We start from the raw sequence: 14,302 nt of genomic DNA on the forward strand, positions 1-14,302 counted from the left end.
GTTACCTTCCATTACAGGGAACTGTACTTGTCGCGCAGACGCTGACGGATGAACTCAGCCAGGGTGTTAAAGATAAAGGTGAAGATAAAGAGCACGAAGGCGGTCAGGAACAACACCCGGTAGTGGGAACTGCCGATGGCCGACTCCGGCATCTCCACGGCGATGTTGGCGGAGAGGGTACGCATCCCCTCGAACAGGTTCCACTCCATCAGCGGGGTGTTACCTGTGGCCATCAGCACGATCATGGTTTCACCGACGGCGCGGCCCACCCCCATCATCACCGCCGAGAAGATCCCCGGGCTGGCGGTGAGCATCACCACCCGCACCAGGGTCTGCCACTGGGTGGCGCCCAGGGCCAGGGAACCGTTCACCAGATGGCGGGGCACGGAGAACACCGCGTCCTCGGCGATGGAGAAGATGGTGGGGATCACCGCAAAGCCCATGGCGATGCCCACCACCAGAGCATTACGCTGGTCAAAGGTGATGCCCAGATCATTGGTCACGAAGCGGCGGGCATCGCCCCCCATAAAGGCGTGTTCCACCACGGGGCTCAGTTCGATGGCACCCCAGCCCACCAACAGCAGCAGGGGGATCAGCATCAGCTCGCGAGCCTCACCGAAGCGGGAACTCTGGATGCTTCTGGGCAACATGTTCCAGAGGAAGGCCGCCACGAGAATAGATACCGGCAGGGAGAACAGCAGCATGAAGATCCCCGGCAGGTTGTCCTCCACCAGAGGTGCCAGCCACAGACCCGCCAGGAAGCCCAGGATCACCGTGGGCAGGGCCTCCATGATCTCCACCGTGGGCTTGACGATGCCGCGCACCCGGCCGGACATGAAGTAGGCAGTGTAGACGGCACCAGCCAGGGCCAGGGGGGTGGCGAACAGCATGGCATACAGGGCCGCCTTCAGGGTACCGAACGCCAGGGGCATCAGGCTCAGCTTGGCCTCGAAATCGTCGGAGCCTGAAGTGGATTGCCAGACAAACTGAGGTTCGGGGTACCCCTCATACCAGACCTTGGTCCACAGGGCGCTCCAGGAGACCTCCGGGTGGGCGTTGTCCATCTCGGCGAAGGTCAGGGTGGAGCCGGACTGGATCGCCAGGCCGTTGCCCCGGGGGGAAAACGCCATGGCATCAACCGGGGCACTGCCCAAAGACTCGGTCACCAGCTTGTTCTCACTGGTGGTGTAGAACAGCTGCACCTGGCCGTTGTCGGTGCCGGCCACGAAACTCTTCCGGAAAAACTCGGAGGCCAGGGAGACGACGGCGGCGCCGGTGTCGAAATCACGAATGCGCTGGAAGCGGCGGCCATCCTTGCCGGGGACCTGGAACCACTGGGAGATGACGCCGTTGTCGTTGGCCACCAACAGCGAACTGGCTCCCGCCAGCAGATCGACGTCGGTGATGCGAGCGCCACTCTCGGCCGGCTCGAGCACCTGCTCGATGAAGACGTTATCCCCCTCCTCCACATTGAAGACGGTGATGCGATTGCCTGCCAGCAGCATCAGGTTGCGTTGATCCGGGGTAAGCAGCATCTTGCGCACTGGCTCGGCCGGCCGCGGCAGCAGATGGTCGTCGCGACTCCACACCACCTCATCGGTGAGGAAGTCCACCTCGGCGCTCATCCGGGTCAGGTGCAGCTCATCGGAGGCGGTATCGCTCCAGATGAAGGTGCTGGCCTCTTCCCCCGAGGCAAACACCAGCTGGTCGATGGCCAAACCGTCACTCAGCTGGATCGCCTCCTGCCCCAGGGGGTAGCGCAGCTGCGGGGTAATGGTGCGCACATCATTGGGGTAGCTGATGGCAAAGTCAGGCTGAACCACCCACACTGAACCATTATCGAACGCCAGGGCGGCGCTGCGCTGAGCAGGGTTGCTGCGGGCGAAACCGGTCGCGGTCAGGCCAGCCTGGACAGGCACCTGGAGTTCTGAGGTTAGGTCCTTGGAACCCAAAGAAAAAAACTGTACCTCACCGGAGGACATGATACGGTAGAGATACTCGTTCTGCTCGTCGGTGCCCAGTTGAACCGTGGCAGACGCCTCGCTGATACTGGTGGTATAGACCGGGGTCAGACTGGCTCCCTTGAAGACCGGCGCCACCACGTAGAGCAGGTAGAAGAAGATCAGCAGCAGGGCGATCAACACCATGACGCCGCCGGAAGTAACACCGTATTTTGCCAGCCTGTCCTTGATCAGACGCCGGTTACTGGCACGGTATCGGTCAACAATCGTCTGTTCCATCAATATCCTCGAACAAATGGGAGCAGTCGTTTCTGAAATTGCTGAGGAGTATATGTCGGTTGTATGACACTAGTGTTACACCCCTGTCGTAAAGAGCGCAAAGGAGCCCCTATGCAAAAATGGATCATCAGTGTAATCGGCGAGGATTACCCTGGTATTACCGAAAACCTGGCCCAGATCCTTCAGGACAACGGCGCCAACTGGCTGGATGCCAGCCTGCGGCGGCTCGGTGACCGCTACGCCGGCATCATCGAACTGGAACTGCCCGAAGCCAATGCCCAGGCGCTGCGGCGCCAACTGGCGGAACTGCCCAGGCTCAGCATCGAATTGCAGCGCGTGGCCGTCAAGACCCAACCCAGCCTGCAGTTCCAGGTGGAGGTGATCGGCAACGATCGTCCCGGTATCGTGGCGGCGGTGACCCGCATCCTCACCTCCAACCAGGCCAATATCGAACAGCTGGAGAGCGACCTGGACACCGCCAACCACACCGGTGTGCCGCTGTTCCGCCTCAATATCCTGCTGGCGGCGGCCGATGAAGCCAGCCTGGACCGGATCGAGCAGGAGCTGTTCAGCCTGGGTGACGACCTGATGGTGGAGTATGAACGTATAACCAACTAACTGAAAATTCTCTGCTAGGTTTCATAAGGATGACACTTTTCTGACAGAGAATCTGCGCAACTTACTTGAGAAGGACCCTAGGATGTCTGCGCAAACCAGTTTTCCCTACATAGAGAAAGAGCTCAGTTGGCTGTCCTTTAACGAGCGGGTGCTGCAGGAAGCCGCCGATCCCCAGGTTCCGGTAATCGAGCGGGTCCGCTTCCTCGGCATCTACTCCAACAACCAGGACGAATTTTTCCGGGTGCGGGTGGCGGACGTGCGCCGCCAGATCCTCATCGATGAGTCCAAGGGGCGCGGTCAGCGGGCCCGCAACCTGCTGGCGGCGATCAATGACAAGGTGCTGCAACTGCAGGTCAAGTTCGACGAGATCTACAAGCAGCTGCTCCTGGATCTGGCCCGGCGCAACATCTTCCTGGTCAACGAAACCCAGATCTCTGCCGAGCAGGGCCGGTGGCTGAAAAAGCACTTCCGCGACAAGATCCGCCGCCATATCGTGCCGCTGATCATCACTGATCACACCAATATCTCCCGCACCCTCAATGACGGCACCACCTACCTGGTGACGGCCATCCGCAAGGGTGAACAGGTGACCCACAGCCTGATCGAGGTGCCGACCCAGCAGGTGCCCCGCTTCGTTCAACTGTCTACCGAGGGGAGCAAGAAGAAGACGACCCTGATCCTGCTGGACAACATCATCCGCTACTGTCTGGCGGAAGTGTTCACCGGATTTTTCGAATTCGACACCGTGGAGTGCTACTCCATCAAGCTGACCAGGGACGCGGAGTACGATCTGTCCGATGAGATCGAGATGAGCCTGATGGAGAAGATGTCGTCGAGCCTGAAGCAGCGACTGACCGCCGAACCGGTGAGCTTCGTCTATGACCGGGAGATGCCCCAGACCATGCTGGAGATGCTGCAGCGCAAGCTGGGAATCACCGCCGCCAACGCCATGATCCCCGGAGGGCGCTATCACAGCTTCCGCGACTTCATCGCCTTTCCCAACCCGGGACGCGCCTATCTGGAAAACCCCAAGATGCCGGCGCTGCGCAGCAACCAGTTTACCTCCCACCCCAACACCTTTGCGGCGATCCGCGTCAGGGACATCCTGCTCTACTACCCCTATCACGCCTTCAGCCATGTGACCGAGATGCTGCGCCAGGCCGCCTTCGATCCAGCGGTGCGTTCCATCAAGATCAACATCTACCGGGTGGCCAAACACTCCCAGATCGTCCACTCGCTGATCGAAGCGGTGAAGAACGGCAAGGACGTGGCCGTGGTGGTGGAGCTGCAGGCCCGATTTGACGAGGAGGCCAACATCGGCTGGGCCAAGTTCCTTACCGACCACGGCGTACGCATCAACTTCGGCATCCCCACATTGAAGATTCACTCCAAACTGATCCTGATCAAACGAATGGAGGAGGGGCAGCTGCACAGCTACGCCCACATCGGCACCGGCAACTTCCACGAAAAAACCGCCAAGATCTACACCGACTTCGCCCTGTTTACCTGCCACGAGGAGATCTGTGCCGAGGTGGAAAACGTGTTCGAATTCATTGAGCACAGCTACAAGAAGTTCCGCTTCAATCACCTGCTGGTCTCCCCCAACGACGCCAGGCGCAAGCTCTACAGCCTGGTCGACCGTGAGATTCAGAACAAACTGGCGGGCAAGAACGCCGGCATCACCCTGAAGCTCAACAACCTGGTGGACAGCGGCCTGATCAAGCGACTCTATGATGCCTCCCGCAACGGGGTGAAGGTCCGGCTGATCATCCGCGGCATGTGCTCGCTGATCCCCGGGGTAATCGGCGCCTCGGAGAACATCGAGGCGATCTCCATCGTCGACCGCTTCCTGGAACACCCCAGGATCATGGTGTTCGACAACGACGGCGATCCCAAGGTCTACCTCTCCAGCGCCGACTGGATGACCCGCAACCTTGACCGTCGTATCGAGGTGGGCTGCCCCATCTACGATCCCATGCTGAAACAGCAGGTGCTGGATATCCTGGCGCTGCAGTTTCGCGATACCACCAAGGCCAGGGTGCTGAACCGGGAGCAGAGCAACCAGTACGTCAAGCGCGGCAACCGCAAGAAGATCCGCTCACAGATGGCGATCTACGACTATCTGTTCGACCATGAAAAGAGACTGGCACTGAAGACAACCCCATGACAGCAAAGGACACCCCACAAGGCCGCATCCTGGCGGCCATCGACCTGGGCTCCAACAGCTTCCACCTGGGCATCGCCCGGGTGCTGGACGGCAGCATTCAACCCATGCACCGTATGAAGCAGCGGGTTCAGCTGGCGGAGGAGGCCGACGAAGCTGGCAACCTCCACCCGGCAGCGATAGAGCGGGGAGTGGAGTGTCTCCGCCAGTTCAGCCAGAGACTCAATGAGATGCGCTTCGATGAGATCCGCATCGTCGCTACCTATGCCCTGCGCCAGGCGCCCAACCGCCGCGAGTTTATCCGCCAGGCGCGTCAGATCCTCGACCATCCGGTGGAGGTGATCTCCGGCCGTGAGGAGGCTCGCCTCATCTACGTCGGCGTCAGCCAGAACCAGAGCCTGCCCTTCCCCACCCTGGTGATCGACATCGGCGGCGGCAGCACCGAGCTGATCATCGGCCAGGGCCATGAGCCTAGGCAGATGGAGAGCCTCAATATGGGCTGCGTCAGCTACCAGTCACGCTACTTCAGCGACGGCAAGATCTCCCCCAAGCGGATGCGCAAGGCGATCCTGGCCGCCGAGCAGCAGCTGGAGAAGCTGCAACAGCGCTACCTGCGCCAGGGGTTTCACGCCACCGTCGGCTGCTCCGGCACCATCAAGGCGATCGCCAGTATCGTCAATGACGGCGATCTCAGCCTGCCGGTGACCCTGAAGCAGCTGGAGAAACTGGCCAAGGAGGTGGTGGAGTGCGAGCAGGTGGAGCAGCTGCCGTTCGAGCACCTGGCCGACCTCAGACGCAAAGTGCTGCCCTCGGGGCTGGCGATCCTGATCGCCTGCTTCCGTCAGCTGGAGATCGACCAGCTGGAGTTCAGCGAGCACGCCCTGCGGGAGGGGGTTCTCAGCGAGATGGCGGACGAGGTGCTGCATCAGGACGTGCAGAAGCGAACCATCGGCTTGCTGCAGAAACGCTATCAGTTGGATCGGCTCCACAGCGAACGGATCTTTGCCAGCGCCAGCCAGCTGTATCACCAGGGCCAGCTGGGCCCCAAGACGCACCTGTCCTGGCTCGGCTTCGCCTCGGCACTGCACGAGATCGGCCTGCAGATCAACTACCGCGGCATCCATAGGCATGGTGAGTACATCCTCACCAACACCAACCTTCCCGGCTTTACCCTGGAGGAGCAGCAGTTACTGGCCTTCCTGGTACGCTGGCACCGAAAGAAGCTCACCGGCTGTGAGCCGCCGAAGCTGCAGCTGATGGATGGCGAGGCGATCCTGGCGCTGCTGCTGCCCCTGAGGCTGGCGGTGCTGATGCATCTGGGCCGGCGTCACCACATCCCCCTGCCAAAACTCCAGGTGAAGAAGCGGACCCTCAGGCTCAACTTCGGCGACAACTTGCGGGAGGACGACCTGCTGGCCACCGACCTCGAGCTGGAAAGCCAGCACCTGGCGGAGCTGGGCTGGCAGCTGGAGTGGCACTGACCCCGTCAACCGAAGAGCTCCTCACCCTGGCGGCGACTGCAGGCCCGACCATGAAAAAGCCCGCCTTGCGGCGGGCTTTTCAGAGAAAGTTGCGGCTTACAGGCTAATGCCTACTTTGGCCAGGTCCTTGGCGGTCACAGTCTTGGGCACGGACACATAACCGTCTTTCTCAACAATGGTCTGGCCCTGCTTGGACAGCACGAACTTCAGGAATTCGCGAGTCATGGGATCCAGCTCCTTGTTGGGGTGCTTGTTCACGTAAACGTACAGGTAACGGCTCAGGGGGTAGGTACCGTTGGCGGCGTTCTCGGTGGAGGCCGCGATGAACTTGCCGCCCTTCTTGGACAGGGGAACCGCTTTCACACCGGCGGTCTTGTAACCGATGCCGGAGTAGCCGATGGCGTTCAGGCTGGTGGACACGGACTGGACCACGGAAGCGGAACCGGGCTGTTCGTTGACGCTGGCCTTGAAGTCGCCCTTACACAGGGCTTTCTTCTTGAAGTAACCGTAGGTACCGGAAACGGAGTTACGGCCGTACAGCTGCACATCCTTGCCGGCGAAGCTGCCGGTCAGGCCCAGATCACCCCAGCGGTTGACGTCGCCGCCGCCGCACTTGCGGGTGGAGGAGAAGATGCCATCCACCTGCTTGATGGTCAGGCCTTCGATGGGGTTGTCCTTGTGGACGAACACCGCCAGGGCGTCGATGGCAACGCGGATGGCGGTGGGTTTGTAGCCGTAGTGCTTAACGAAGGCTTCCTCTTCGTTAGGCTTCATCTTGCGGCTCATGGGACCGAACTGGGAGGTGCCCTCGGTCAGGGCCGGTGGCGCGGTAGAGGAGCCGGCGGCTTGAATCTGGGGGTTCACGTTGGGGTACAGACGCTTAAACTCCTCGGCCCACAGAGTCATCATGTTGGCCAGGGTATCGGAACCCACAGAGGAGAAATTGCCAGATACGCCGCTGGTCTTCTGGTAAGCGGGCAGAGCGGGGTCGATGGCAGCAGAGGTGGCAGAAGCGAACAGGGTTGCTGCGGCAAAGCCCAGTGCACTAGCAAGATGTTTGATTTTCATTTGGATTACTCCGGTATCTTCCGTAATCAGGTTTCGTGACGGCACTCAGTATCGACTCTGAAGATGACACTTATGTGACCATGGGGTGACTGGTCGATGACACCGGGGAGGACGGAGCCCCGGCGGCGCCATCCCCTAGGCCCGTGCCGGCTGCTGGGCCGAGATCAGGTTGGAGGGGATGGAGAACCCGAAGGTACTGCCCTCTCCGGGCACACTCTGGATCTCCAGGTGGCTGTTGTGGTGATTCAGTGCATGCTTGACGATCGCCAGGCCCAGGCCGCTGCCGCCAGTCTGGCGGGAGCGGGCCCTATCCACCCGGTAGAAACGCTCGGTGAGTCTGGGTAGGTGTTCCGGGGCGATCCCCTCACCGGAATCCTGGACCTCGAATCGTCCAACCCCCTCCCGATGGCGCCAGGAGACGCGGATCTGCCCCCCCTCGGGGGTATAGTTGACGGCGTTCTGCACCAGGTTGGCGCAGGCGCTGCGGATCTGCAATTCGTCACCGAACATATCCAGGGCCGGGTCGATCTCGACGCTGATGGTGTGCCGGCCCGCGGACACCGCCCTCGCCTCCTCGGCCACCTGTTCCAGCAGCAAGCCCATGGCGATGCGCCTGGCGGGATCCACCTCGGTGGAGACCTCGATCTTCGACAGAGTCAGCAACTGATCCACCAGGCCCTTCATCCGCAAGGTCTGATCGGTCATCGCCTGCACCTGCTTCTCATCCTGGGCAGGCATCATGCTCATGATCTCCAGATACCCCTGGAGCACGGTGAGCGGGGTCTTCAGCTCGTGGGAGACGTTCGCCACGAAATCACGGCGCATCTGCTCCAGTTGGCGCAGCCGGGTAACGTCCCGGGCCAGCAGCAGCTTCTGGTTGTCGCCGTAGGCCATGATGCGGATCTCCAGCAGCCTGGCGTCCGAGGCAGCCGAGGCCATCTCGATGGGCTCATCGTAGCGGTTGTTGTGCAGGTACTTGGAAAACTTGGGGTAACGAATCAGGTTGTCGATCCGCTGGCCGGCGTCCTGGGGCCAATGGATCCCCAGGTGCAGCTCCGCCAACTTGTTGCACCAGGCGATCTCCCCCTCGTGCCCCATCACCACCGCCGCATCGGGCAGGGCCTCGGCCCCTTCACGGAAACGGGAGAGCAGCCTCGCCAACTGAGAACGGCGGCGACGGTTCTTGCCCTGGAGGCGATAGATGCCGTTAAAGATGGGCTCCCAGCTGCCGCTGCCGTGTGGGGGGGTCAGGCGGCGATCTTTCCAGAGCCAGTGCGCCAGGCGGGAGAGGTGACGGTAGTGATAGCCCAGCAGGACCAGGGAACCGGCAAACAGCAGCAACAACAGCTGACCCACCAGCAGGCCGACAACGGCCCACAAAGAGAACCACAGTGCCAGGCGTCCAGCCAGGCGGTAGCCGGAATACTCTTCAAACATTCAATCTGCCTTACACAGAGGGGTAAAACAAAAAACCCATTGCCGCGTCGCTGGGTGCGCAGGGCAATGGGTCGTGGGGGCGGCCTGGTGCCCTACACCTTGGTGGAGAAGCGGTATCCGGCTCCCCGAACAGTCTGAATCAGGGTGTCGTGCCCCTTGGCCTGGATCGCTTTCCTCAATCGGCGGATATGCACATCCACGGTGCGATCCTCAACATATACATTGGTCCCCCAGACGTTGTCCAGCAGTTGTTCTCGGCTGTAGACCCGCTCGGGGTGGGTCATGAAGAAGTGCAGCAGGCGGAATTCGGTGGGCCCCATCTCCAGCTGCTCCTCGTCAACGCTGACCCTGTGGCTCACCGGGTCCAGCTTGAGGCCGCGAATTTCGATGGACTCCTCCAGCCGAGTGGGGGCGCTGCGGCGCAGTACCGCCTTGATGCGCGCCACCAGCTCCTTGGGAGAGAAAGGCTTGGTCATGTAATCGTCGGCGCCCACCTCCAGGCCACGGACCCGGTCCTCCTCCTCACCGCGGGCGGTCAGCATGATGATGGGGATCTGGCGGGTATGGTCCTGGCTGCGCATCTGCTTGGCCAGTTGAATCCCGCTGCCGCCGGGCAGCATCCAGTCCAGCAGGACCAGGTCGGGGAGGGGTTCAACCAGTTTTTGAACTCCCTGTTCAAAATCTTCCGCGCTGACGGTCTGGAAGCCATGTTGGTCCAGGACAAAGGTCAGCATCTCGCGAATGGCTGATTCATCTTCGACTATTAAGATGCGGGCAGTCATTACCTTACTATGCTCCATCATGAATGAACTGAGCAGATTATGGGTCTGCCTTATTACAGAAATATGACGTAGCTGAACACGGAGTCAATAAAAAAGGGGCCTTAAGGCCCCTTACGATGTGACACTCGGCGTCCGCCACCGGCTTAGAACTTGTGCTCGAGACCGATGCCGAAGTAGTCGTCACTGTTGGCGGCGGACTCCAGGTCACGCTGGGTGTAGTAGGCAAACAGCTTGGTGGGCTTGCCCAGCTTGTAGTCGGCGCCAACGGAGATGGCATCCCCCTTGGTGTCCATGTCCTGGTACTGAGCCTTCAGGGTGACGGCGCTGAGCTTGTAGGCCGCGCTGACCATGAAGCCGTCGATGCTGTCCTTGCCCGCAGCCTCCTGGTCCTGGTAGATGGCACCCAGTTTGAAATCACCAATCTTGCCCTGGACGGTGGCGCGCAGGATGTTGTCAAAGCCCTTGACGTCGGTGTCGTAGGCCACTGACGCGTAGAAGGGGGACTTCTTCAGCTTGGCGTCGCCGTACATGGCCGCCAGGGATAAGCCGTCATCGCCGTTCTTCTGGCTGGAGGACTCTTCGGCAACATAGGTGGCGCCGAACTTGAAGCCGCCCAGGGCGGGGGTCAGGTAGGTGACGGTCTGCTCCATGCGGTTTTCACCCTTGAACAGGTGCTTGATGTCTCCCTGCAGGTCGCCGAACAGGTCAACCTTACCCTGGGACCTTTTCAGCATGGTGTCGTTACGACCCACGGAGATGGCACCGAAGCTGCCGCGCAGACCCACGAACTGGTTACGCGCCTTGAAGTTCTCCTTCACATCGTCGCCGGTATCGACTTCATACTCGATGGTGTAGAACGCCTCCAGCGAGGGGCTCAGCTCCAGGGCGCCCTTCACACCCAGACGGGAAGCATTGGAATGCACGCCGGTGGTGCTCTCGCCATCAACGTCGAAGCTGTCCACGGTGACATTCATCTTGCCGTAGACGGTCACGGCGTCGGCGGCGGTGGCGGTCATGGGCAGAGAGGCGGCCACCAGGGCGGCAATCAGGGTGGGCTTGATCAGGTTCATCTCGATTTTCCTTGTCAAAAAATAGGCTGTCTTGTTTTGATGGACGCAGTGTACGAGTCACGTGTGACAGTTTTATTGCGTAATCACAGTGGCATATGACAGTTTTGTTGCAGTGAAATGGGCCCCTCCTCCGCACACTCCCCTGTTCGATGGCGTCACCGCCGAGGCTTCTCCTCAAGCTGGCCCGCCCGGCTGCCGCTATCCCTTGCCCGTAAGCGGCGATGCCAATACACTGGCGGGCCATTCCCAATCCCATAGTCAGGACAACGCCATGTGGTTTAAGAATTTGTTGCTCTACCGCCTCACCAAACCCACCCAGTGGGACGCCGATGAGCTGGAACAGCAGCTGGACCCCTTCGTGTTCAAACCCGCCGGCAGCCAGGAGATCAGCAAGCTGGGCTTCGTCAAGCCTCTGGGCAAGGTGGGTGACAGCCTGGTGCACAGTGCCCAGGGCAACCTGCTGCTGGCCATCGAGAAGGAGGAGAAGATGCTTCCGGCGGCGGTGATCCGCGAAGAGCTGGAGCAGAAGGTCAACCTGATCGAAGATGAGCAGGGGCGTAAGGTCACCAAGAAGGAGAAGGACAGCATCAAGGATGAGATCATCCACACCCTGCTGCCGCGGGCCTTCAGCCGCAAGAGTCGCACCCGGGCCCTGATCCTGGCTCCACTGCAGCTGGTGCTGGTGGAAGCCACCAGCCACACCAAGGCGGAGGAGCTGCTCAGCCTGCTGCGCAAGGCGATCGGTTCACTGCCCATCGCCCCGGTCAGCATGACCCGGCTTCCCGAGGAGTCAATGACCGAGTGGGTGACCCGTGGCCACGTCGGTGAGGGGTTCACCCTGCTGGATGAAGCCACCCTCAAGAGCCCCCTGGAGGACGGCGGCAGTGTGACGGTGAAACAGATGGCCCTGAACAGCGACGAGGTGACCGCCCATATCGAACAGGGCCTGGAGGTCACCAAGATCGCCCTGGAGTACCGGGATACCCTCTCCCTGGTGCTGGGAGCCGACCTGTCGGTGAAGCGCCTCAAGTTCAGCGAAGAGATTCGCGATCAGAACAGTGAGTTCGACAAGGAGGAGCTGGCCGCCCGCCTGGACGCCGATTTTGCCCTGATGTGTGGCGAACTGACCGGCTTCCTGCCCGATCTGTTCGCCGCCCTAGGAGGGGTGGAACAGGAGAAGGTGTAGTCTCTCGATGAGGGAGGGCGGGGACCACCCCGCCCTTTTTATGTCCGCTACCTGGCCGGTTCCGCCGGCCAGGCCACCCCGGCCCAGGCCTCGAAGGCCCGCCTCTGAGCAGTGGAGGCGCCGGCCAGCGGCCGCAGTTTCAATGCATCGGCGGGCGTCGAGGTGGGAGTGACCTTGAGCTCGATCAGCCGGTCGCGGCGGAACAGGGTCAGCACCACCGGCCGGCCCACCGCCATCTCCCCCAGCCGATCCTGCCACTGGTCGGGACGCAGGCGCATGCCATCGATGGCCACCAGGCAGTCTGCTGTGGTCAGCCCGGCGCGCCAGGCTGGGCCATCCCGCCGCACATGAGTCACCCTGGCCAGGCCCCGCTCCTCCTTGAGCTCCAGCCCCAGCTCTGCCCTGTCGGGCTGCTGTTGGGGGACCCGCTCCAGGCCCAGCTGGGTCAGCATGGCATCGAAGTCGGGCTCGAACGGGGTGTCGATGGTCTGCTGCCACCAGCCACTGAAATCCTCGCCGGTGATCTCTTTGAGACCGGTCAACACATCCTGCTCGTCAAACCCCAGGGGCAGCCGGTGGTGCTCATACAGGTAGCGGTGCAGATCCCGAAAACTGTGGCGAGCCTCGCTGCGGCGGATCATCTCCAGATCCAGAGAGAGCGAGGCCAGATACCCCTCCGAGTAGATGTTGACGCTGTGGTTGCGGGCATAGTCGCCGCCGGTGGCAATCCAGTTGTCGAAGCTGGCCTCGGCCACGCTCTGAACCTGCCTGCCGGGGCGCGCCTCGCTGCGCTCGATGCGACCGGCCAGATCCTCGAGGAACTCCTCGACGCTGATCAGCCCAGCCGGCAGCAGCAGCTGCTTCTGGAAGTAGCTGGTGGCCCCCTCCGCCAGCCACAGCAACCTGGTGTAGTTCTCCCCCTGATAGTCGTAGGGCACCAACCCCCTGGGGCGGTAGGCCTTTACATTCCAGGTATGGATGAACTCATGGGCGGTCAGGCTGAGGAAGCCCACATAGTCCTTGCGCTTGTGAAAGCGGTAGCGGGGACGCTGGATCACCGTGGAGTTGAGGTGCTCGGTGGCGCCGCTGGCGCCGCCGGTAGCGTGGATCATAAACAGATAACGCTCGAAGGGATAGCCCCCCCAGAGCCGCCCCCCTTCCGCCACCAGCTTCTGCAGATCCTCGGCGATCTGCCGCTCGTCGTAGTTGCCCTCCCCCCAGAACACCGCCTCATACTCCCGCCCCTCCTGGCGGAATCTCTGGCTGCTGTGCAGCCCGGTTTCGATGGGGCTGTCCACCAGCACATCATAATTGGCGGCGGTGAACCGGTGTGGCTCGGGAGAGGCCATCCCGGACACGCTCCGCCAGCGCTCGGGCACCGACAGGAAGACCGACACCGGCTGATCACGCAGATCGGCGTTGTAGACGAAAGTGGCGGAGGCGTCCAGGTAGGCGTGACTGTCATCGATATGACGGGTCCTGTCGCCAAGTTCATTGGCGTAGAGCTGATAACGGACGCTGACGTCGGTCGCCTCCGGCAGCGTCACCCGCCAGCGGCTTCTCGCCACCTTGGTGACCTCAAGGGGCCTGCCCCCGGCGTCGGTCACCTCGACCCGGCGCAGCCCGTCGGCCAGGGGCAGCAGTTGGTAGCGTCCGGTGCGCCAGTCTGGCAGCTGAAACTCGAAGTGGCCCGGCTGCGCCGCCGGAAACCGGGCGGTAACGGTCGCCTGGTGGTGCTGAGGTTGGGTCATGTCGATCCGGTACTGGACCTGTCCCGCCGCCGGCAAGGCTGCCAGCGTCAGGGCGCAAAGAGCAAAACGCATTGATAATCCTTTTATTCCCGATTCTCTTCCTGGTGTGTCGCCGAGTATACCGCGACACGGCCGCCGACGGACGGAGGAACTGTCACGCTTTGTGTCCGGTAGGACGATGAGCCAGGGGGAGCCGAGGCGTTCCCTGTCGGCCACCCTGCCCCCGGCGCCGCGCCATCCTCGAGGCCATTTCGCTTAAAGCGAGGTGTAAACCGGAGCTGACATTGAAATCGCCCATAAATTACAATCATCACCGCCGATAGGTGACGAAAATGCGATTCACTGAGAGGGTTTTACTGGCCGGAGACGTCAACAACAATACCGGATTCGCAATAACCAAAATTTGAAAAGGCTTTGGTAAAAAGGGCGCTTGCACTTAACAACAAAGCCGTTACGATACACTCTGAGCCCTCCCAAAAAACGAATTGAACTTCAGAACAATCAC

The 14,302-nt window shown here is 61.3% G+C and carries 10 protein-coding genes; 4 read left to right on the plus strand and 6 right to left on the minus strand.

The features are described from left to right. Nucleotides 1-11: 11 nt before the first annotated feature. The gene (locus FCL40_RS08915; RefSeq protein ID WP_136852896.1) at nucleotides 12-2,240 is read right to left on the minus strand and encodes an ABC transporter permease subunit; all 2,229 of its coding nucleotides are present in this window, start codon (nucleotides 2,238-2,240) and stop codon (nucleotides 12-14) included. 111 nt (nucleotides 2,241-2,351) lie between these two features. Between FCL40_RS08915 and FCL40_RS08920 the strand changes: the two genes are divergently transcribed. The 3 genes from FCL40_RS08920 (at nucleotide 2,352) to ppx (ending at nucleotide 6,503) form a co-directional block, all read left to right on the plus strand. Then, the gene (locus FCL40_RS08920) at nucleotides 2,352-2,858 is read left to right on the plus strand and encodes a glycine cleavage system protein R (protein ID WP_169307054.1); all 507 of its coding nucleotides are present in this window, start codon (nucleotides 2,352-2,354) and stop codon (nucleotides 2,856-2,858) included. 82 nt (nucleotides 2,859-2,940) lie between these two features. Further along, complete coding sequence (gene ppk1 / locus FCL40_RS08925) at nucleotides 2,941-5,025, plus strand: polyphosphate kinase 1 (protein ID WP_136852900.1); 2,085 nt, start codon at nucleotides 2,941-2,943, stop codon at nucleotides 5,023-5,025. Beyond that, nucleotides 5,022-6,503, plus strand: a complete 1,482-nt coding sequence (gene ppx, locus FCL40_RS08930) for an exopolyphosphatase (protein WP_136852902.1) — start codon at nucleotides 5,022-5,024, stop codon at nucleotides 6,501-6,503. The genes ppk1 and ppx overlap by 4 nt, the downstream gene beginning before the upstream one ends. A gap of 96 nt (nucleotides 6,504-6,599) precedes the next feature. On the opposite strand, the gene FCL40_RS08935 is transcribed toward ppx, so the two are convergent. The 4 genes from FCL40_RS08935 to FCL40_RS08950 form a co-directional block, all read right to left on the minus strand. Beyond that, nucleotides 6,600-7,571 (minus strand): PstS family phosphate ABC transporter substrate-binding protein, encoded by a 972-nt coding sequence (locus tag FCL40_RS08935; RefSeq protein ID WP_136852904.1) that lies wholly within the window; start codon nucleotides 7,569-7,571, stop codon nucleotides 6,600-6,602. Between the two features lie 135 nt (nucleotides 7,572-7,706). Next, on the minus strand, nucleotides 7,707-9,008 hold the full coding sequence (gene phoR, locus FCL40_RS08940) for a phosphate regulon sensor histidine kinase PhoR (RefSeq protein WP_136852906.1): 1,302 nt from the start codon (nucleotides 9,006-9,008) through the stop codon (nucleotides 7,707-7,709). Nucleotides 9,009-9,100: 92 nt separating this feature from the next. Then, nucleotides 9,101-9,790 (minus strand): phosphate regulon transcriptional regulator PhoB, encoded by a 690-nt coding sequence (phoB, locus tag FCL40_RS08945; protein ID WP_136852908.1) that lies wholly within the window; start codon nucleotides 9,788-9,790, stop codon nucleotides 9,101-9,103. A 143-nt stretch (nucleotides 9,791-9,933) separates the two neighbouring features. Further along, on the minus strand, nucleotides 9,934-10,860 hold the full coding sequence (locus tag FCL40_RS08950; RefSeq protein WP_136852910.1) for a porin: 927 nt from the start codon (nucleotides 10,858-10,860) through the stop codon (nucleotides 9,934-9,936). Between the two features lie 271 nt (nucleotides 10,861-11,131). On the opposite strand from FCL40_RS08950, the gene rdgC reads away from it, so the two are divergent. Beyond that, on the plus strand, nucleotides 11,132-12,046 hold the full coding sequence (gene rdgC / locus FCL40_RS08955) for a recombination-associated protein RdgC (protein WP_136852912.1): 915 nt from the start codon (nucleotides 11,132-11,134) through the stop codon (nucleotides 12,044-12,046). Between the two features lie 47 nt (nucleotides 12,047-12,093). Here rdgC and FCL40_RS08960 read toward each other — a convergent pair whose 3' ends face one another. Continuing rightward, entirely contained in the window at nucleotides 12,094-13,869 is a 1,776-nt protein-coding gene (locus FCL40_RS08960) for a M61 family metallopeptidase (protein WP_136852914.1), read from the minus strand. Nucleotides 13,870-14,302: the final 433 nt, after the last annotated feature.

This window comes from Ferrimonas sediminicola (genome assembly GCF_005116715.1).
Lineage (GTDB): Bacteria > Pseudomonadota > Gammaproteobacteria > Enterobacterales > Shewanellaceae > Ferrimonas > Ferrimonas sediminicola.

Excerpts from the sequence above, each read along its gene's own strand:
- FCL40_RS08915 (WP_136852896.1), bottom strand. The coding sequence starts at position 2,240 with ATGGAACAGACGATTGTTGACCGATACCGTGCCAGTAACCGGCGTCTG.
- FCL40_RS08920 (WP_169307054.1), top strand. The coding sequence starts at position 2,352 with ATGCAAAAATGGATCATCAGTGTAATCGGCGAGGATTACCCTGGTATT.
- ppk1 (WP_136852900.1), top strand. The coding sequence starts at position 2,941 with ATGTCTGCGCAAACCAGTTTTCCCTACATAGAGAAAGAGCTCAGTTGG.
- ppx (WP_136852902.1), top strand. The coding sequence starts at position 5,022 with ATGACAGCAAAGGACACCCCACAAGGCCGCATCCTGGCGGCCATCGAC.
- FCL40_RS08935 (WP_136852904.1), bottom strand. The coding sequence starts at position 7,571 with ATGAAAATCAAACATCTTGCTAGTGCACTGGGCTTTGCCGCAGCAACC.
- phoR (WP_136852906.1), bottom strand. The coding sequence starts at position 9,008 with ATGTTTGAAGAGTATTCCGGCTACCGCCTGGCTGGACGCCTGGCACTG.
- phoB (WP_136852908.1), bottom strand. The coding sequence starts at position 9,790 with ATGACTGCCCGCATCTTAATAGTCGAAGATGAATCAGCCATTCGCGAG.
- FCL40_RS08950 (WP_136852910.1), bottom strand. The coding sequence starts at position 10,860 with ATGAACCTGATCAAGCCCACCCTGATTGCCGCCCTGGTGGCCGCCTCT.
- rdgC (WP_136852912.1), top strand. The coding sequence starts at position 11,132 with ATGTGGTTTAAGAATTTGTTGCTCTACCGCCTCACCAAACCCACCCAG.
- FCL40_RS08960 (WP_136852914.1), bottom strand. The coding sequence starts at position 13,869 with ATGCGTTTTGCTCTTTGCGCCCTGACGCTGGCAGCCTTGCCGGCGGCG.